At 40.1% G+C, this 20202-nt stretch carries 14 protein-coding genes; 5 read left to right on the forward strand and 9 right to left on the reverse strand.

Going from position 1 to position 20202, the window contains the following annotated elements; translation table 11 throughout:
* Position 1: 1 nt before the first annotated feature.
* Together AAEY97_RS05935 and AAEY97_RS05940 are read left to right on the forward strand one after the other, a co-directional pair.
* A complete protein-coding gene (locus AAEY97_RS05935) occupies positions 2-1213 on the forward strand; it encodes a hypothetical protein (RefSeq protein WP_350997258.1) in 1212 nt (403 codons plus the stop codon).
* 21 nt (positions 1214-1234) lie between these two features.
* Entirely contained in the window at positions 1235-1576 is a 342-nt protein-coding gene (locus AAEY97_RS05940; RefSeq protein WP_182743478.1) for a hypothetical protein, read from the forward strand.
* Between the two features lie 57 nt (positions 1577-1633).
* Here the strand turns inward: AAEY97_RS05940 and AAEY97_RS05945 are convergent, their stop codons facing one another.
* From AAEY97_RS05945 to AAEY97_RS05960, 4 genes are all read right to left on the reverse strand, one after another.
* The gene (locus tag AAEY97_RS05945; RefSeq protein ID WP_350997261.1) at positions 1634-3427 is read right to left on the reverse strand and encodes a helicase-related protein; all 1794 of its coding nucleotides are present in this window, start codon (positions 3425-3427) and stop codon (positions 1634-1636) included.
* A gap of 59 nt (positions 3428-3486) precedes the next feature.
* Complete coding sequence (locus AAEY97_RS05950) at positions 3487-4524, reverse strand: DEAD/DEAH box helicase family protein (protein ID WP_350997264.1); 1038 nt, start codon at positions 4522-4524, stop codon at positions 3487-3489.
* Between the two features lie 10 nt (positions 4525-4534).
* A complete protein-coding gene (locus AAEY97_RS05955; RefSeq protein WP_335691964.1) occupies positions 4535-5122 on the reverse strand; it encodes a class I SAM-dependent DNA methyltransferase in 588 nt (195 codons plus the stop codon).
* 80 nt (positions 5123-5202) lie between these two features.
* Positions 5203-5793, reverse strand: coding sequence for a hypothetical protein (locus tag AAEY97_RS05960; RefSeq protein ID WP_350997267.1), 591 nt, complete (start codon positions 5791-5793; stop codon positions 5203-5205).
* A gap of 355 nt (positions 5794-6148) precedes the next feature.
* Here AAEY97_RS05960 and AAEY97_RS05965 point away from each other — a divergent pair, with 355 nt between their 5' ends.
* Entirely contained in the window at positions 6149-7153 is a 1005-nt protein-coding gene (locus tag AAEY97_RS05965; protein ID WP_335691962.1) for a DUF4382 domain-containing protein, read from the forward strand.
* Positions 7154-7348: 195 nt separating this feature from the next.
* Here AAEY97_RS05965 and AAEY97_RS05970 read toward each other — a convergent pair whose 3' ends face one another.
* The gene (locus AAEY97_RS05970; protein ID WP_101031310.1) at positions 7349-7702 is read right to left on the reverse strand and encodes a YkgJ family cysteine cluster protein; all 354 of its coding nucleotides are present in this window, start codon (positions 7700-7702) and stop codon (positions 7349-7351) included.
* A gap of 229 nt (positions 7703-7931) precedes the next feature.
* Positions 7932-8612, reverse strand: coding sequence for an Hpt domain-containing protein (locus tag AAEY97_RS05975; RefSeq protein ID WP_350997270.1), 681 nt, complete (start codon positions 8610-8612; stop codon positions 7932-7934).
* 219 nt (positions 8613-8831) lie between these two features.
* On the opposite strand from AAEY97_RS05975, the gene AAEY97_RS05980 reads away from it, so the two are divergent.
* Together AAEY97_RS05980 and AAEY97_RS05985 are read left to right on the forward strand one after the other, a co-directional pair.
* The gene (locus tag AAEY97_RS05980; RefSeq protein WP_192114970.1) at positions 8832-9239 is read left to right on the forward strand and encodes a response regulator; all 408 of its coding nucleotides are present in this window, start codon (positions 8832-8834) and stop codon (positions 9237-9239) included.
* A gap of 3 nt (positions 9240-9242) precedes the next feature.
* Positions 9243-11993 carry a PAS domain-containing protein gene (locus AAEY97_RS05985; RefSeq protein ID WP_350997274.1) on the forward strand — a complete coding sequence of 917 codons (2751 nt, stop codon included), beginning with the start codon at positions 9243-9245 and terminating at the stop codon, positions 11991-11993.
* Positions 11994-12741: 748 nt separating this feature from the next.
* Here AAEY97_RS05985 and AAEY97_RS05990 read toward each other — a convergent pair.
* The 3 genes from AAEY97_RS05990 to AAEY97_RS06000 all read right to left on the reverse strand — a co-directional run bounded on the left by AAEY97_RS05990 (position 12742) and on the right by AAEY97_RS06000 (position 20093).
* A complete protein-coding gene (locus AAEY97_RS05990; RefSeq protein WP_101087147.1) occupies positions 12742-13620 on the reverse strand; it encodes an NAD(P)-dependent oxidoreductase in 879 nt (292 codons plus the stop codon).
* 597 nt (positions 13621-14217) lie between these two features.
* Positions 14218-17202: a TonB-dependent receptor gene (locus AAEY97_RS05995; protein WP_350997277.1), complete on the reverse strand. Its 2985-nt coding sequence runs from the start codon at positions 17200-17202 to the stop codon at positions 14218-14220.
* 650 nt (positions 17203-17852) lie between these two features.
* Complete coding sequence (locus AAEY97_RS06000; RefSeq protein ID WP_192114966.1) at positions 17853-20093, reverse strand: peptidase U32 family protein; 2241 nt, start codon at positions 20091-20093, stop codon at positions 17853-17855.
* Positions 20094-20202: the final 109 nt, after the last annotated feature.

Consider the following 20202-nt stretch of genomic DNA (forward strand, 5'->3'; position numbering starts at 1 on the left):
CATGATAAATAACATATCAACCAGGTTAAGGAAGCAGGCTGGTTTTGTACTGACCATTGAACTTATATTAATCACAACCATTTTAATTATTGGCAGTTTTGTGGGTATATCGGCGGTAAGAAACGCGCTGGTTAAATCTCAAGTGGCACAGCAAAACAGAGACATCACCGTTGCTGACAGTAATGGGGTTAAGTTAGGTAAAATGCTCAGTTTAAATGAGCACGAAACCCCAATTGTACCGTTTATTGATGGCGGCGTTGCACCATTAGCGCCCGATCCTGCACACAAAAACTACCGGGCAATTTTAGGGGTAAGGGATGACCGTTTTACCTCACGTGAACCAGTTTATTACGATTCACCCAACTGTACCGGTAACCCTTGTATTAAAGGCATTAGCGATGAAACCTCAGACAATAGAGGCGTTGATAACATTGATGCTTCCGGTGCCGTGAGTTATTTGCATGCGCTTCAAGGTGGGCCCAATTATGCTATTGGCCGATCGGATGACGGTATTATTGGCCATTTATATCGTTCAACGCCGTTACAATGCCCAGTTGATATTAGCGATATTCAATCGCGTTATATGTCGCAACGGGTTGTGACTGGTACTCCATGTGAATCGTTTGAGGTCAATAATGCCGAAGCCGATGTCAGTTGTTTAGTCGGGGTTGAAGTTGGCTTGTCTGTCATTAATGTTGAACCACCGCTAGATAATCCTTTATGTGAAAGCTGTCCTACTGGCACTGAGTCTCAAGGGGATATTTTAGACCGTTTTCTTCCAGAGATTGAGCCTTTAGTTGATACAGTGTTTGGTCTGTTATCTCAAACAGGGGTAACGCCAAATGTAGATGTTACGGTTGGGGATATTTGTTGCCCAATTGGTACCCAACTTGAAGATAATGATGATTTAGTGAGCTCTATTACATACACAGTAATAACGAAAACATTCGATATCTTAGGCCTAGATTTAATTGATAACCGATTAGTCAATAACCTACTGACTAGGTTAGGCATACAACAAGGCACAATCAACTGTGTTGCTAACATAAACTTATTAAGTGCAGAGTCTGTAGTCGACCCTTACAACGATAATTTCAATGTACTTGATCGTTTCACTCCACCATTTACGATTAACTTGCCAACCAATAACAATGCAGACGATGAGTGGCTCTATGTCGCACCGGACGGTGAAGGGATCAATACTGGTTTGTAAAAAAACCGCGAGGTAATTACCATGAGACAGCTAAATGATGATGTGTTACAGCAAATGTATATATCTTCTTTATTAGTGATTGCGTCACATCATGAAGATAAAAAAGACCAGCAACTGTCTAAGCTAAAACGTGATGCAACGTTATTACTGCTTTCACAAAAAAACAGATTAAAGGTGTCTCAACAATACATGCTCGAATTTAGCCGAGATGTACTAAATTGCTTGTCTAAGCAGTCTGAATTTAATGTAATACGCGCCAATTTAGAACACGTTGATATTGTGACAACATGCCCACTTGAAGATGAACAAAAACCTGCACTGGTTGATGATGAAATTGATTTTATAAACAAGCAGTTTGATTAAGTATCGTAATTATTCAAACTGCAATATTGACAGACCTAAACAAAGGTTCAAGTGGGTTTATTTAATAAAATCAGAGCCATTTAACACCTGCTTTAAGCGTGCAAAGGTCTGCATTGAGTCATTTGCGAGTATTGGTGTGTACTCAGGATTATGGGCATTAAGTTGATACTGACCATTAGTGAGTTTACTCACTTTACGTAGTAAATATTGATTATCTCCTGCGTCATCCCGTATTTCAATCGCCATGATTTTACCGGTAATCGAACCAGCATTAATTGCTGTAATACGTTCTAGTAACAATAAGTCACCATTTTCAATGGGATTTTTACCACTGTTCATCGAATCACCACTTGCAGGGGCAATAAAAAAAATCGATGGATCGAGTTTACTAAAGGTCGAGTTTAACGTCAGTGTTTCACTATTGTCGTCAGTACCCGTTTTAAAATGACCGCAGGCAATTTTGAGATCTGGGTAATAACTAAGGGATGCCTGTTCATCGCGACTCACTTCAATTGGAAGTGTAACCACATTCGATTGTACAGTTTTGCTTATTGGTGTGAGTGTCGATGCTGATTGGCGTTGGCTATAACGCGCTAACAACAATTCGCTTAATTCGCTCATTGCGGTAGACATTACTTCAATATCATCAACTTTTACATCAACATTTGCATGTAATCTATTTTCTTGTACAACAAACCAAGACTGTGTGTCTGACTTATCTTGTTTGCATAAAAACGTAATTGGGTTGTCTAACCAATACTTACGCCATTTTGGGGAATCGGCGTCGATTAGCTGTAAATCGGTTTTAACATCTTGAGTCCACAATTTCGGATAACGTTTAAATACCTGCCAACTCTTAATGCATACCGCTTCAATTGTGGGGGGATAGTTTAATCCGTCTAACTCAATAAATGCTTCGAGTAAAATGGCTTTAAAGCATTTCGTCATTGTGGCTTTTTCAACGCCACGACTCAAAAATGGCAAATAGGGCGTTAACGCCAGTAATGTTTTGTCTTCACGTTCTTGGGTTAATACCAGTTCAAACCAACTACCATTTTGCTTGGTCATTTTACTCCAAACATAACCACTGTGATAAAACTCAGTGGCAGTAGGGCGGTGACCTAAATCATCTTTGAGTAATTGGTATTGTTGATCTGCTTTGGTGTAATCAAGTTTTAGCTGTTGCCAAAAGTCGACCAATTCGGGATCGATATTGATTAAGCACTTAGAATCGATTTCAGGATTGTTAAGACGCTTAATCGCTTCATTGGCATTCGCTGCTTGCAATAACGCCATTGGACGATTTAAAAAGCTGATGTGATTACCGATGAAATCGATAACCGAGACAAAGGTTTTATTGGTTTCAGCAGATGTCCGCAACCCACGGCCTAACTGTTGCAAAAATAGAATTTTAGATTCAGTCGGACGTAAGATTAAGATAGTGTCTATTGAGGGTAAATCAGTACCTTCATTGAACAAATCGACTGAAAATATCACTTCTATTTCACCCGATTTTAATTGGCTAAGTGCTTCGCCGCGTCTAACTTCTGAGCAGCTATGCACCGACACCGCTTTAATACCTCGAGCAGAAAACCATTGGGCCATAAAGTCGGCATGAGCTTTAGAGACGCAAAATGCTAAGGTGCGTTGCTGCTTGTGGGTTTTCCAATGGCCAAACACGTGTTTAGCACGCTTCTGTGTAGCAAATAGATTCATTAATTGTTGCGGATCAAACTTACCATTGCGCCACGGAAGTTCTCGGTAATCGACCGTCTCGTCTTTAATACCTTGGTAATGAAATGGTACCAGAATGCCCGATTCAATTCCGTCGATTATGTTTTTTTCAAACACCAAATTATTATCACATAACGATAGAATATCAGCTTGATCCGTGCGCTCTGGCGTGGCCGTTAAACGAGTAAAAATTGCGGGGTAAAGTGGTTGAGTAATAACCGATAACTGACGGCGCCAGCATGATGAAACTCATCAACAATGACGTAGTCGAAGTGAGCTTGATCTAGTTTATTAAGATATTCCGGTTTGCCTAATGTTTGAATCGATGCAAATACAATGTCAGCATCAATGACTTTAGTTTTGGCATTAAAGTGGCCAGTTGTACTTTGAGGTAATAAGGTTCTAAAAGTCCGTTCTGCTTGAATTAATATCTCTTCTCTATGAGCAACAAATAGCACTTTTTTAGCGTTGAATTGCAATACATCAAATGCAGCTAACCATGTTTTACCCATGCCTGTGGCTAATACAACCAGTCCCTTGGATTGCTTAGCTAAACGTGTATCCGCTAATGCAATTAAGGCTTCTGCTTGGGCAGAATTAGGTACAGGTTCTTCTGGCTCTGTTTCATGAACAATAGCTAAAGGTGGTTTACACAATTTACGTTTTTGGGCATAGTCGTTGATGAAGGTATCACTTAGATCGATTGCCTGCGAATGATTGAAAATATTCAAGAATTGTTGGCGGATATGGTTAAACTCTTTAGGATCTTGATTCGGCAATAAGTCATGGCGCAAGCACCATTCAAATGCGTGTGTGAATGCAGCTTTACTGATGTTATTTGAGCCAATAAAAGCGCTCCCGATATCTGCTAATCCTATTTGTTGCTGGACGAAAATATAGCTTTTCATATGAAAGCTTTGATTGCTATTACAGGTAAATATTTTGGTTTTTGCACCACGAGATTGCAAAATCATTAAGTGTCGCAATGCGACTGGGTCGGTAATCAAAAGATAGTCGGAGGTGATAATTGAAATGCTAGCATCGCGTTCTAATGCATCGGATAAAGCATCAAAAATTAAATCTAGCCCAGATTGTTGAATAAACGACACCGACATTTCAATGCTAGTAGCACGGTTAATGGCTTGCGTTAATTTTGGTAAAAAAGGGTCATCCAAACCACCGCTGGTTAATACAGGTCCGTCTGCTAGCTTCATTTTTATATCTCTATTTTAACGTCTTTATGAGGATGGCATTGAGCCATTTTTCGTTTTCACGACCCGAGCGCACATCTGTAGTCACCCAAGTCTGTTTAATCATGAAACCTGTTTGTTGAATCCACTGTTCTAATAGTGACTCATTAGCATCGGTAAAAAACCGACCGTTATGAATTCGCTCCTGATCACCATATTTAAATGAACAATAGAATACGCCACCATTAACCAAACTGTTAGCCAAAATTTCAAAAGTGTTGGGTAGAGCGCTTGCTTCAACATGAAGCAGAGATGCACAAGCCCAAATGCCGTCAAACTGAAGCGATGTGTCTATTTCATCAAAGGTACAAACCGTGACATGTTGGCCAATATAATCAGATGCCGCTTTGGCTAATTCGGCACTGGCATCAATGGCGGTAACATTGAAGCCCAATTGAATAAAGGCTTTACTGTCACGACCAGAACCACAACCAGCATCTAATACACGTGCGTTAGCAGGGAGTTGTGCGACAAAGGCTTGATACAATTCGCTGACATCAGCATTCACAGTCGACTCGAAAAAATCATGCGAATGTTGATCATAAAACGCAATAGTAGACATGGTTAACCCTATAATTTAAATCGTTTAAATATGAATGCTTAAGTCTGAATGCTTCAGTGTGATTTTATAACCTATTACAATCAGTAATCAACTTGCTGGATCACCGCGATTGCCGTTTCATCACGGCCTTTTTTAGACGGTACGCGATGGCCGGTGTCGGCATTGGTTTTCATGGTTTGTATAAACTGATTCATTTGCGGGCCAATGCTGATGTGTATTGGTCGGTTTTTACCGTAGTAGTACAGGCGATCAAATTTCAGGTTTTCACACATCCATAGTGCAACTTGCTGCATATCAATCGGTTGGCCATTGTTGCTGCTTACTAGGGTAAAGTCACAGGCGGCACCTAGGCGGTCGCAGATGATTTTTTGATTTTGATTGAGTTCGTGCGAGCAATGTTGATCAAGCTTTGGGGCAATATGCGGATTACGATTTTTAGCTATTTTTCTAACAAGCTCGGGTGAACAAAAACCATAAGTTAAACGCAATGGGCCAAATTTGTCGACAATTGGGTCCAGTATTTGAGTGGCCAATAAACTCAGGGCGCGCCAGGTGTCAGGTTGTAATGGCAGGTTTTCAATATTATGTTCGAGCGCGGTTGCACCACAATTAATGAGATCTGCGTAAGTGAAAAAGCGGCTGGCTTTACCGTTGATATTATAGGTAAACAATCAAAATCCATCGTGTACGTTCATTTGGGACAACAATAACGTGTATTGCTCAAGCTGGCTAGATGGAACTGTGGGATGGTTGTGAGATTGATTAAATATCGTTTAATATCATATTTTTTGAAGTGAAATGGGTGTTAAATTGTCGTTAATTTTTATTTATCAAAAAAATATAATAATTTAATTGTTTACTGAGCTTTGTTATAGAGCTCAGTAAACAGCCCATATTGCTGAATTGAATACTTACAGGGTTATTGAGTTTTGATTGTATAAAAATCGAACATGATTTATTTAGTGATCAATACTTTTTACAGTTGTAAAACAAACAGTAAAAAATGCACGATTAATGAGGTTTATTATGAAAAAGCTTAATACGTTACTTGCCGTCTCGATATCGACTTTACTGGTAGCTTGTGGGGGGAGTGACGATAAAACAGACTCTCCTCAAATGGGGGTATTTAGTTTAGGTGTATCAGATAACCCAAGTGATGCCAAAGACGTGACGATCGCTTTTAAACAAGTTGTGTTAAAAAATGACTCGGGGAGTATTTCGTTTGATGTGTCAGATGATGGTGCTTTGAAACAAGTTAATTTACTTGAATTTCAAGGGCAAGCAGTTGACACACTTGTGAGTGGGCAAAGTATTCCTGTTGGTGAATACCAAATGTGTATTTATATGCAAAGAAGTGAAACCCCGAATGCGGACAGTTCATATGTCATAACCAATGACGATAATTTATTTGGTTTAACGACAAACAGTAATGGTTCATGTGGCGGAGTCGGTGCAACGGATACCGATACTGGACGGCTATTTTTTAATAAGGCATTTACGATTGCAGCAGGCACAAATAGCTTTGTTGCTGAGTTTGATCTGTCTAGTGGATTACAAGACCCCCATGGCAATAAAGACTACTGGACTTTAAAACCTACGTCGGTGCAGTTACATAACATTTCTGAAGTTGGTGCGATTGAGGGAAGTATTCCTGCTGACATGATGACTCAATGTGAAGTTGCCGCTGGCGGAAGTGCATTTAGCCATGCGGTTTATTTATATCAAGATACTGCGCTATTAGAAAATATGGCTGATTTTAATATTGATGCCGTCGTTGCTCCAGAAGCTGCGCCTATTGCTTCTGCAAGAGTTAACGCTATTTTAGATCAAAACAATCAAGTGATAGGCCAAGGCTATGAGTTTGGTTTTGTGGTAGCGGGTAATTATAGTCTGGGTTACACCTGTGTTGCACAGTACGATGATCCAGATGTAAAAAATACACTTGATGATGTAGAAAGTCCTTTCTTTTTACATGCTGATTTACAAGATATTGAAGTGACAAATGGTACTGTCGCGAATGGTGAGTTTTAAGCTCATCTAACATTTAGTCTTATGCTGGCATTTTCGTAAATACGAAAATGCCTTTATATCAGCATAATCATTGTGCGTGTGTCGTTGGCATGCCTTGTTAATGCATTGACTGGTATTCCTATGCCGCCTTACCAGACATAAATATTATCTGTTCTGGCAGGTTCTATCACTGCAGTATTTACTACAGATTAAATGTCAAACCAGTACTTGGCGGGTGTTGGCGATATAGTGATGGATCTGCGCCTCAGTTTTTGTGTCAATCATCACTTCCGGTCGACGGTGCTCAGGGCAAGGCATACGTGGTGTTGTACCAAAAACACGACATATCAATGGGCGCTCTTCATAAACCTCGCAACCATTTGGACCTAAGTATACGCAGTTCCACTCTTTTAATGCGGCTTCATGTTGGGCGTTAGTTTTAAAGGGGAGGCGTGCCATTTCTTCTGAAGATGTGGTTACTGGACCACAACAATCGTGACAACCTGGCTTACATTCAAATGACGGAATGCGTTCACGCAGCAGATCGACTATCTCTATGTTATTTTTCATTAATGCCTAACGTTTAAAGAGTTCGCGAACATTATACGTCGATAGTGGGCTGACTAAAAGTTGCCAAGGTATATATTTGGCCGCAACTTATTTAGTAGTCACTTATTTAGCAGCAATGGACCCTTTGTGCAGGATGGTATATTAATGGAATAACACTTTTTGTTTAATATTTGCCTAGTGGCATCAAAGATAAATCTGCTTTTATAATCCGGTAACGGCTAAATGGCTATTACAACTTGTTGGATAATGAAGATAATGCAACAAGTGCATTGTCGAAATCTAATATTTCTACTGCATCATATAGCACTGCTAATTCATGCTTAACCAATAAATTATTAGCCAACATATTTTGAAGGTTTAGGATGATATTCACCGCTTCTAGATTGTTATTTTCGAGGTGTTGTTTCAGTTCTGCGAGCATCGCGGTGAGCTCTGGGATTGAATAATCAACTGTTAGGTGTTGTGTTTCAACGTCTTTTTCTGCTAATAAAGCATGGATTCTTGATAGTTCAGCTTGTGTCACTGAATGTAACTGGGGCGCCAGTTCGACACAAAGTATCTCAAAAGCATTTGAACTATTCGCGTCCTTGAGTTTTATCTCCCAGGCACATAAGGCTTGATAGATTGATGTTAAGCCAGCTGTCCCAGAAGTCCCTTTAAGGGTATGAACAATGACCAATATCTCATTGGTGTTGTTTTGCAAGATCATCTGTTCTAGATTATTCAGTTGCTGATCCAGATTTGCTTCAAAAACCTTTAGTAAACGCCGATAAAACTTTTCATTAACACCAAAAGGCTTAAGTAAACTTTCTAGCTCCTTATTATCAGGTTCTGATCTAAAATTATTAATGTCATGTTTATTCATTACATCAAGGGGCTGCTGCTGAGCAGTAATTTTAGTAGATTTCATATGTATGACTCTCGGACCATGATGACTTTCTAAGTACACTATAGAAAAGATAACAGCAGTTTACTGTATTATTGAGTTCCAATGGATGTCCTATCGTCATAAAAAGTTAGGATTTATTGTTAATCAATAGCTTAGTTTGCTTCAACAATAATTATAATGCAATATTAGTCGATAAAATTCGACATATTTGGGGTTTACGCCAATCAAACTGGAGTCGGCATGCAATTAGATAAAATTTTACACGTAGAGGATGATGAGTCGATTCGAATCATTGTTGAAATGGCTCTCGTTGATATATCTGGATTTACCCTGTTGGCTTGTGATGGCGGACATGAGGCCATTAGCCAAGTGGAGGCTTTCGCACCAGATTTAATATTGTTAGACGCCATGATGCCGGGTATGGATGGTATACAAACGCTGATTGAAATTCGTAAAAAACCAAATTGTTTAAACATTCCAGCTGTTTTTATGACCGCGAGGATTCAGGAGTCTGAAAAACAAGAATATTTGGATGTTGGTGCCGTTGCTGTGATTGAAAAACCCTTCGATGCTATGAGTCTAGGTGATAGGTTAGAATCTATTTATCAAGCTTGCTTAATCTCTCAAGAAATCCACAATCAAGAGTAACTTATGCAAACTCCTGTATTTCCTATTTCCGAGACAGAAAGACTTACCGCGCTAAATAATACTGGGCTGTTAGATACGGGCCCAGAAGAACGTTTTGATCGTTTAACGCATTTAGCTCAACTTTGTTTAGGCACGGAAATTGTGCTTATTTCATTGGTAGACTCCAATCGCCAATGGTTTAAGTCGAAACAAGGTTTAGATGCATGCGCGACAAGCAGAGATATTTCATTTTGTGGCCATACCATTTTAGGCGATGGTATTTTTGAAGTTGCTGATGCTCTGCTTGATAGTCGGTTTGCAGACAATCCATTAGTTGTATCTGCGCCGTTTATTCGATTTTATGCTGGTGTGCCTTTAGTGTGTAATGGTGAAAAAATTGGCACACTTTGCTTTATTGATAGCAAACCTCGCCAGTTCACTGACAAAGAACGAGATATTGCATACGGTTTTGCTAAAAGTATTGAACAAGAAATTATTGATAGATTACAAGATCAAGCACATGAGCAATTAGTGGCAAGCGAGCAAATGTACAGGTCGGTGCTTGACGGAACGAGGATCGGTACTTGGCAGTGGAATATTCAAACGGGTGAAACCCATTGCAACGAACGTTGGGCTGAGATTATCGGTTATACGCTTGCCGAGCTAGAACCCATTACCATTGATACTTGGTTATCCATGATACATCCCGATGATCTAGACTATTCAGATGCAGCTTTAGATGATCACCTCAATGGCTTAATTCCATTTTATGACGTTAAATGCAGAATGAAGCACAAAGATGGTCATTTTGTATGGGCGCATGATCGAGGCAAAGTCGTTTCTTATACCGCAGATGGTAAGCCATTGATGATGTATGGCACACATGCTGATATCACCAAAGAAAATAATAGTAACTTAGCATTATTACAAAGCCGAGATCAGTTTAAGACCTTGGTTGCCAATATACCGGGAATGACTTACCGATGTCTGCATGATGAACATTGGACCATGCTGTATATGAGTGAACATATTTATGCACTTACAGGCTATCCTGCCAGCGATTTTATCAATAACGGTCAGCGCAGTATTGTTAGTATGGTTCATCCTGATGACAGGGCATTGGTATTTGAAGTCATCGAAAAAGCTGTGCTTAGTCATTCTAGTTGGGTATTTAATTGCCGTCTTTTGCATAAAAATGGATCTGTTATATGGGTAGAAGAACGCGGCGCTGCTGAATATGACAGCAACGGTGTCGTTCAACACCTTGACGGTTTTGTTATGGATGTTAGCAAAGAAAAAAAACTGCAAGACCAATTGTACAAACTGACACAGCAGCTTCCGGGTGTGGTTTATCAGTATCAGGTGTGGCCAGACGGACGTAGCGCATTCCCATATGCTAGCTCTGGAATCGAAGATATTTATGGTGTTAAACCGGAAGATGTTCTTACAGATGCTTCCAATGCATTTTCTACAATTTATCCTGAAGATGTTCCTGCAGTTGTTCAGAGTATTGAAGTCTCTAGCCAACAACTGACTATATGGGAACAGGAATATCGTGTTTACCGGGATGACAAATCGATAATATGGTTATTAGGCAGAGCAACACCGGAAAGGATGCCAGATGGTAGTACGTTATGGCATGGCTATATTCATGATATTACCCAAACTAAAGAATACTATCTCAAACTTGAGGATCTCAATCTTCAGCTGAATGTTACTCAGCAAAGCCTTGATTTAGCGAGTGAGCAAGCCAAAATTGGTTATTGGCATGCATCGCTTGAGCATGGAACATTTTGGTGGTCACCTATTATTTATCAAATTTTTGGGTTTAACGCTGAAGATGTGGTGCCGAGTTCTACATTGTTTAAAAATGCTGTTCATCCTGACGATATCGATAAAGTGCTTAAAAATGAGCAGCAGACTCGTTCGACAGGTATTGTTAACGAAGTTTACCGAATCATCCGCCCTAATGGGGATGTTCGCTGGGTACATGAATTAGGACAGCTGGTTGCCGAAGATCAGAATCCGGATAAGATAATGATAGGTTCTATGCAAGATATTACCGAGCGGATGACATTACAGAAAATTAAAGATGAATTCATTTCAACCGTGAGTCATGAGCTTCGCACTCCGTTAACATCAATTTATGGCGCATTAAGTTTATTGCAGTCTGGTAAGTTGGTCACACTACCTACAAAAGCGGAGAAGTTGGTTGAGATTGCGAGCAGTAACTGCAAGCAGCTTAGTCGTTTGATCAATGACTTATTAGATATTGAAAAACTGGCAGCTGGTAAAATGTTGTTTGAAATGAAACGATTAAATGTAGTTCCACTTTTACAAAGAGCTATCAATGATCATCAACCATACGCCGACCTGCATAAAATCACTTTGGCGTTACATGTAGATAAGCAAATAGATGAATTGTTTGTATATGTTGATGAGCATCGTCTGTTACAAATTCTGACTAATTTCCTATCCAATGCGGTTAAATTTTCTCCCGAATCGGGGAGTGTAATATTGTCTGCGACTGTCACTTATGATGAAATTGAAATTGCTGTACAAGACCAAGGAGCCGGAATCCCTGAAGATTTTAAGAGCAAAATATTTGCAAAGTTTTCGCAAGCAGATGCAAGCAGCTCTAAAGTGAAAGGAGGCACGGGTTTAGGCTTAGCCCTTTGTAAGGAGCTTGTTGAAGCAATGAACGGAAGCATTGACTATCGCTCCGAACCCGGCTGTGGCGCTCGGTTTTTTGTTAGATTACCCTTATCAGTTTAACGAAAAAACAATATCGTGAGTTTAATCTACCGCTACATAAGTGTGGATTTGGCAACACATTTCGACAACATTTTATTCAAAGCAACCAGCTAGTATTGACCACTAGTGATAATAATAAAATGGTGACTTAATCTGAGTGTGACTTAATCTGAGTGTGATTTGAAACAACCGTTGTCGACATACATGACTCGAGAGAGGCAATGGTCCTGATCCATTGTTAAATAATATCAATACAGAAGAAGTGATGGCTGTAATCGTCTGGCAAATCAGTTGGTGTTTTGATGCACTCATGGATATTGAAGTCTGCGATTATATTATGTTTAACCAGCATGCATTGGTGTTACGCGGAACATAAAGTCGAAGCGTTGATGAGTATTGAATCGATACTGTAGACGTTAGCGGTAATCGTAGCAGGCATTGGCAGCGGTAATAACACTTATACCGAGTGACTTTATACAGAGTGACTTTATACAGAGTGACTTTTTTAATGAGCAGAAGTGTAGTGAAGAGTGGTGTGGTTAAAAGTGGTGAAGTTAAAAGTGCTGGAGTGAAAGGTTGTGTAGCGAAGGGTAATGTAGAGTCTTAATGATAGTTTTAGTTTTAGTTTTAGTTTTAGTTTTAGTTTTAGTTTTAGTTTTAGTTTTAGTTTTAGTTTTGGCTTTAGTTTAAGCTGGCTTTAGTTTTGATATAGACCTTTTCATCTGCAATCGTCACAGATGAAAAGGTTTTATTCACTCAGCTTTATGAATTACTTGGCTAGTTTTACAAAGTAGTCAAATATCTCAGGTACATTGCCGTTACCTAAACCCGCGTCAAATGCAGCTTGTAGATTAGCAGATGAACCTTCAGCAATTTTAGATTCTGTGCCTAAGTCTTCTACCATTTTTAAGAAGTAGCCAAGATCTTTGTTAGCGTTAGCAATAGAGAAGCCTAAATCGCTTACACCGTCTACTGCATAGTTTTTACAGAATTTCATGAACGGTGAGTTAGATGGACCCGCTGACATGATGTCGAACAGTTGCGCACGGTCAACACCAGCAAGATCTGCAACAGCAAAGGCTTGAGACATAGCACAAACGGTAGTCATACCCATAAAGTTGTTGATTAGCTTAGTCGTGTGACCTGCGCCTAATGCACCTAAATGGAATACGTTTTCGCCTTGCTCGTCTAATACTGGCTTAACCTTATTAAAGGTCTCAAGATCGCCAGCTGCCATGATGTTTAGTAAACCGTCTTTAGCGTGAGCAGGAGTTCGGCCGAGTGGGGCATCAATCATACCTGCGCCTTTTGCTGCAAGGTCTGCACCAATTTTACGCGTAGATGAAGGAATTGATGTACCAAAATCAACCAGTACAGAACCTTCTTTAATACCCGCTAAGATACCATCGTCACCATAAACCAGTTTTTCAACTACGGCAGATGTGGTTAAGCACAGCATTACGATGTCGCTAGATGCAGCAAGTTCTTTTGCTGTTGTTACGGTTTTTGCACCGCGAGCAACACATGTAGCAACCGCTTCTTTGTTAAGGTCCATTACATTTAGCTGGTAACCTCTGTTTTGTAAGTTCTCAACCATGTTGCCGCCCATAAGGCCAAGGCCGATAAAACCGATGACTGGTTTTGTCATGTCTAACTCCTAAATATATTGGTAAATGCGTATTTCAATTTTATTCAGCTCACAGAATGTGCCAGTGCGCTATGTAATTTGTATAAAGAGCCATCTTGAGTTCAGGATTGCTATAAGCCAATTGAGTGGGTTAATGTCCTTTCAAATGGTGTATTCCTGTTTACTCTTCAAAAACGACTCATTATTTATCATTTAATATTGCCGCACTGAAAATATCGGTAACAATGATGCTTACTCTTGCTTGAATTGGTTATCAAGTGGTATTACAAAATTGTAAGTAATACTAAGATTGTTGTCAACCAATTATCTTACCAATGTTATACCAAAAATGTGATTGGTAAGGATGGCGTTGTTGGTTGTTAACTAAAACTAGAATTAATGATGGTGTGGTAGCAAGGTATCGCTATTTGTAATTCGACATTTTTATCAACTAATAAATCGTTTATATGACCCTGCACATACGTAACGCGTTAAGCCGCTGCTAGTGTCAGATCCATTTAACGCTCTAATATCGTTTGTAGTGACGGTCAATAATATTGTTGTCGTTAATGGTAGAGCCTATCAATTTGATAGGCTCTACTTTAAGACATCAGTTGATTAAAACTTAGCTCGAACACCAAGAGTGTAGCGACGGTCTGCTTCACTGTAAGCCCAGATAGAATCTAGCTCAGTAGTATAAACAATTGGTTCACCCGTTAGGTTTACCGCATTGGCTACAACAGTGAAGTTTTCGTTGATATCCCAGCTAACTGAAAAATCAAGTTGGCCTCTATCTTCTCGGTAGCTGTTACCCACGGTAGGGTCGTAGTTGTCAGCAGAAGGGTCATTCTGGTTGAAAACGTTATAACCTAAAGCGCCAACAGTTTGTACACGCTTGGTGCTTTGGTCGTCTAAATAACGGTCACGCCAGTTGTAGGCTAAACGTAACTGAACTTCTTCACCTTCCCAGTAAACTTGAGTGTTAGCGGTGTGCTTAGAAATATTCAGTAATGGATTGCCATCGGGTTGCTCACTATCTGCATAGGTATAGTTTGCGTTAACACCTAAACCTGCCCAAATGCCGGGTAAAAAGCTGAACTGTTGCTGGTAACCTAACTCCAAACCTCTGACTTCACCGCTACCACCATTCACATCAGTGTCGATGACGATACCCGTGCGACCTGCGGCTTTTTGAGCATCAACATAGGCTAAACCTTGATCTTGAGTCGCATTAACAATGTCACCTTGGCTTTGACCCGCGGTGTTAAGTAAACAAATATTGTTCCACTGCGTGGTATTTTGTCCGCTTATCGTACTTGAGTCAGCTAAACAGCTGCTGTCGGTTTGGGTGAACGAGTTAACGTCTTTATAGAAAATTGCCGCAGAAAGTAAACCACCGTCGCCGAAGTAATGTTCTACAGAAAGGTCATATTGAGTAACACGATACGGTTCTAACTGGTACGAACCTTGAGTACCGGTAACTAAAGAGTTATCGATTGATAATGCGGGACTTAATTCATCAAAATCAGCACGGCGCATCACTTTAGCAGCCGCAAAACGCATTAAGGTTTCTTCTGATAAAGTATAAGTGACATTCAAGCTAGGTAAAAAGTCTGAATAATCGTTACTACCAGTATTGAGGATTTTGTTACCGTTACTGTCTACAGAATCGACAATGCTTGATTCTAATTCTGTTTGAATATAACGCCCACCAACCACTGCAGTAATGTCATCAAAATCTAAATGAAACTGTGCATAGATAGCACGAGTCTTTTCGTTGATGAACTTATAGGCGCCAGTGTCTTCAACCATGTTGTCAGCTAAAGTACCGTTCATTGCATAAGTGGTACCTGCTAGCATTTGCTGAGCTAACAAATAGGTTGCTTGAGCATCTTGCAGCTTTTCAGCGTCATACACGTTGTATGTTAGTAAGTCGTTTTGACCCGCAATACCGGTTTGGTCGAACGAGTTACTGGCATTGATAGTGGTAAAGCTGTCGCTGATAATTGGATTATCAATCCAGGTTGGGCTGTATAAACCGTCTGCGTTTTTAGCTTTTTTATAAGCATCTTTAAGCGTGGTTCCGTTAGGTTTAAGATCAAAGCGATTTGAACTGTAATCTCTATCGGTAAAACGAACACCCGTTTTTATTGCAGAGATAAAATCTACACCTACATCATGGATTTTAAAGTCAAAGCGTAATGCTTGTTCTTCGTTATCTGTGTCTAATGTTTTGTGGTAAAACTCACGGAATACCAAGTTGTCTGGATTAGTTAACATACCTGTGTCTTCAAAGACATAAGATGGAATGCCACTACCATTAGTCATGCTTGCTGTGCTGGTATGTGTCACTAAATCAAGGGTAGGGTCTGTGCGTTCAATTGGACGTAAGTTAAATTCAGAAGCTGTTTGACGTTCTTCTGATTTCGAGATTGAATATTCGCCTGAGATTTCGATGTTATCAGTAATATTCCACTCACCACCAATAGCATGAGAAGTTGTTTCTGATGTTGTAAAGTCACTCCAGGTTTTAGGAATAACCAATACGCCACTTAGGTCGTAATTTTGCAGTTGTCCATTACCATCGTAGTAGGAATCACTTCTTGGCATTACGGAACCACCAACATCGAGAATTGAATAAGCCGCTTGGCCGCCATCCAGTTTTGTCGAGTTCATGTCAACGTAGAAATTAAGATCTTCGCTGGTTGGCGCCCACTGTAGTGATAAACCAAATGCTGTACGTTCACGTTGTTCTGTTTTTTGTTCTACTGTACTTTCTGTTCTACGAAGGTATTTTCCGTTAGGGCCACCAGATACATCAACAGTGCCATCACCGTCTAAATCGATATCGTCTTGTAAATCAACCTTGTTAAAATACTCGTCACGACGTAATTCACGGTCTTGGTACGATACGTTAGCTGCAGCACCGAAGGTACCGGCATCACCTAAATCCCAGCTATTACCGATTGCGGCGGTAAAGTTAGGTGCAACATTTTCAGTTTTGTCTGCGTATTCACCGTCGAGGGTAATCGCAATTAGCGGCTCACTAAGTTCTAATGGGCGTACTGTTTGCATGTTAACTGTGCCACCTAAAGCACCTTCAATCATTTCAGGCGTTGGAGATTTAATCACTTCAACTGTTTTTAAGAAACTAGCAGGGAAGTCATCTAAACTAATACCGCCACGTCCTGGGCCTGCTGTTGAGCGGCCATTGAGCAGAATAAGGTTTTCTGATACACCACGGATAGTGACAGATTCACCGACACCAAAATCAGATTCAATAGAAACACCTGTTATGCGTTGCAATGCTTCGGCAATGTTGTTGTCAGGTAATTTACCAATATCTTCAGCAACGATAACATCGACAATACGTTCGTCAGTACGTTTAAGTAAGTTAGCGGCTTTTAAGCTGCCAAATATACCTCGAACGGCTATAACTTCAATTTCACTTGTATTAACTTTTTCCGCTTCAGTTTGTGCTACAGGTTCTGCTGCAAATGCTGGCATCGTTAACATGGCTGTTAAAGTCGCGCCAAAAATGGTTATATTGTTGGCTTTGTTTTTTGCGCCACTGAACATGGCGCTTATTTTATTCAACTTCATAATTCCCCCCAAAGAAATTTTTTGATTTGGTATTACCAATGTTGTTGTTTTAATCAACAGATACATTTATATAACACGTTACCAACAATTGCAATTGATCATTACCAAATAATTTTATTTGTCTTACCAAAATTAATCGCACTAATCTTTATGTTGATGAGAGTTACTTGTAAGCCATTATTCTACAATGCAGTCATACTCTGGCTTGTGACTATCGCGTTTAAAACAGAGATTCTTCACTTGATGCGGTCGATATAAGGCTTATATGCGATGAATACAGGTTTTACAGAGTCAGATTTAGAGATAAATATTGGTAAGGTAGGCTTACATATTGGTATTACAAGTGGTCGGTGGTTGTTGTCATTACTGTGGTTAACACATCAAAGTAGCCACTTTTAGAAGGTTGCTAGAGGTTTTTCGCGAGATAGCTTGCCAATATGTTAGCTTGAAATTAATGTCGATAAAAAGTGTTTCTGTCGGAATTAACCGTGGATCACTTCAGAAACAACAAGGGTCGCACTAATGCGACCCTTGTTGTTTCTATGATGGACAATCAATACAGAGTAACTATATTCTCATCTCTATCACGAGTTGAGGTTATTGAGTTAACCATTTACATATTCGATTGATTGAGTCATTAACAAATTTAATTACAAACCTTGCTGATACTGGGCGTTAGTAGAAATGGTCACAAGTTGATTTAGCTCTACTTTAGATTCGGTGACGCCTTTAAGGACGTTTTCGAAGTGGGCAACCAGCTGAGTTTTATCGATTTCCGCTTTTGAGCCAGATCCTATGTTGGTGAGGTCGATAAAGAACTCATCAAATAAGTGTGATAGATCTTCAACGGCTTCGATGTTTAAAAACTGCTCGTGGTTATAGATGCTCGGGTAACCGCCTTTTTGTTTGTCTACTGCAAACGAAATACCTTTCACATTAGTGATGGTAGTGGCTTTTTCACACTTGAGCATGCAACCGTCTTCAATGCTGGGCTTATTACAGCCTACCGTTTGTTGGAAAAAGCATTGTCTGCTGGTCATCATCAAAATAGGGTGATAGATGCTGTAAAGCAGTTTGAAGTTTTCTGGTCTGGCGATGTTTTTAATTTGGTTACGATTGATCTCGTTCGAAATAAACGCACCAGCACAATTCAATTGCTCTTGTAATGTTAACAAGGCATAAGAGTTAGTGGTGTTTAAAAACGGCCCCGCAATCCACTCGATGTCCATTTCATAGGCTTTAAACGCAACGCCAGTGTTATTTGTGACAATACGCTTAGGCTTTACTACTTCTAACACTCTTACCGCTTCGATGTAATCTTTGCCGATAAGCACAGCCGGAAACCACGGAATTAACCTTGGGTTACGTAAAAAGATATCAATATACTTGTTGTCGTTTTTCTTAAAGCTTTCTGGCAGCTTAAAGTAAATATCGGCATCGGTAACATCACACAAGTTGACGTCTTTTTCATCACTAATAAGCAAAGACAATGTCGGTGTGTCGGTCACTTTAGGATGTTTAGGTAACTTGGGTAAGGTTACTGCGCCTATGTATTCTCTTTGTGTTAGCTGTAATAACAGTTGGTTTTTAAGCTGAGTTAACTGGCTAAACGGTAAGCTTAAATCAGCCTGCAAGCCGTCATAATTAAACGCTTGTAACAAGTAACCACTGCCTTTTAAGCTTTTAAAGCGTTTTTCAATTGCGGCTTCATCAACCCGTGATTCTGTTGCTTGGGTTAGAGAGATAGATGATTCAATCACAAAGTGTTGATCTGGCGTGGTCACAGTGACCGACAATGGTTGATTGACTTGACCAGAAAATGCCAGTGCTAGCGTAGGCTTGGCAATGCTCAGGTGATTAATTTTTTCGGCTACCAATTGCACAATGGCGTCTTTTTCTGACGACAGTGTTTGTTGGGCTTCTTGAATTTGAACCACTGATATCGCGTTACTTTTGTCGTTAGCATGTTTAAAGCTGTTATCGCGTGGATTATCGATAAACATGTCTTTGGTGAGGTTACCCTTTAAAAACGAGTTGGTAAAATCACGGTTGAACACTTTATGTAAGTTCGAGTCATCGGCTAATAGCTTGCCTGTTTCGATAAATTTGTCGATCTGTTTGCGCCAGCTGTCCACCACGGTATGGACATATTGTGCACCTTTAATGCGGCCTTCAATTTTGAGCGAGTCGACACCTGCATCAACTAATTCTGGTAAATCAAAGTAAGCTGAGTTGTCTTTTAAGTTAAGCGGAAACTTGTTACCGGCTGCTGTGACTTCGTATTCATCACGACATGCCTGGCTGCAGCGGCCACGGTTGCCAGAATTACCAACACTCACTGAGCTTGAATAACATTGACCCGAGAAGGCAATACATAATGCGCCGTGAACAAAAACTTCGGTAAGCACTTCGTGATCGTGGGCGAGGGTGGTAAGGCTTTTAATTTCGCCAAGGTTTAGCTCGCGAGATAAATTGACACGAGTGGCACCGATTTTGGCTAAGAAGCCAATTTGACCTTCGTTATGAGTTGTCAGCTGGGTAGAAGCGTGAATTGCTAGGCTTGGAAAATGTTTAGTCACTAGATTAAACAGGCCTAAATCCTGGACAATAATGCCGTCGATACCCGTATTCACTAACTGATTGAGCAATTTAACCAATGTCGGAACTTCGTTTTCTAAAATAACGATGTTCATGGTGAGAAACACTTCACACTGATATTGGTGAGCAAGCGCGATAACACCAATTAAGTCATCGAATGACAGGTTGGCCGCTCGGTTACGGGCGTTGAAGGTATCTAGGCCACAATAAACGGCATTTGCACCGGCTATAATCGCAGCTTTGATCGCATCGACATCTCCACCGGGTGCCAATAATTCGATTTTTCTATTCATGATATTTTCGCTATTTTATGTCGTTGGTTATTAATTTTACAGGTCGATTTTACGTGTATCTGCAACGGATTACTATTGATTAGGCTTTTCGAATATAAATAACCTGAAC

The organism is Shewanella sp. TB7-MNA-CIBAN-0143, from assembly GCF_040310065.1.
GTDB lineage: Bacteria > Pseudomonadota > Gammaproteobacteria > Enterobacterales > Shewanellaceae > Shewanella.

Excerpts from the sequence above, each read along its gene's own strand:
- AAEY97_RS05935 (WP_350997258.1), top strand. The coding sequence starts at position 2 with ATGATAAATAACATATCAACCAGGTTAAGGAAGCAGGCTGGTTTTGTA.
- AAEY97_RS05940 (WP_182743478.1), top strand. The coding sequence starts at position 1,235 with ATGAGACAGCTAAATGATGATGTGTTACAGCAAATGTATATATCTTCT.
- AAEY97_RS05950 (WP_350997264.1), bottom strand. The coding sequence starts at position 4,524 with ATGAAGCTAGCAGACGGACCTGTATTAACCAGCGGTGGTTTGGATGAC.
- AAEY97_RS05955 (WP_335691964.1), bottom strand. The coding sequence starts at position 5,122 with ATGTCTACTATTGCGTTTTATGATCAACATTCGCATGATTTTTTCGAG.
- AAEY97_RS05965 (WP_335691962.1), top strand. The coding sequence starts at position 6,149 with ATGAAAAAGCTTAATACGTTACTTGCCGTCTCGATATCGACTTTACTG.
- AAEY97_RS05970 (WP_101031310.1), bottom strand. The coding sequence starts at position 7,702 with ATGAAAAATAACATAGAGATAGTCGATCTGCTGCGTGAACGCATTCCG.
- AAEY97_RS05975 (WP_350997270.1), bottom strand. The coding sequence starts at position 8,612 with ATGAAATCTACTAAAATTACTGCTCAGCAGCAGCCCCTTGATGTAATG.
- AAEY97_RS05980 (WP_192114970.1), top strand. The coding sequence starts at position 8,832 with ATGCAATTAGATAAAATTTTACACGTAGAGGATGATGAGTCGATTCGA.
- AAEY97_RS05985 (WP_350997274.1), top strand. The coding sequence starts at position 9,243 with ATGCAAACTCCTGTATTTCCTATTTCCGAGACAGAAAGACTTACCGCG.
- AAEY97_RS05990 (WP_101087147.1), bottom strand. The coding sequence starts at position 13,620 with ATGACAAAACCAGTCATCGGTTTTATCGGCCTTGGCCTTATGGGCGGC.
- AAEY97_RS05995 (WP_350997277.1), bottom strand. The coding sequence starts at position 17,202 with ATGAAGTTGAATAAAATAAGCGCCATGTTCAGTGGCGCAAAAAACAAA.
- AAEY97_RS06000 (WP_192114966.1), bottom strand. The coding sequence starts at position 20,093 with ATGAATAGAAAAATCGAATTATTGGCACCCGGTGGAGATGTCGATGCG.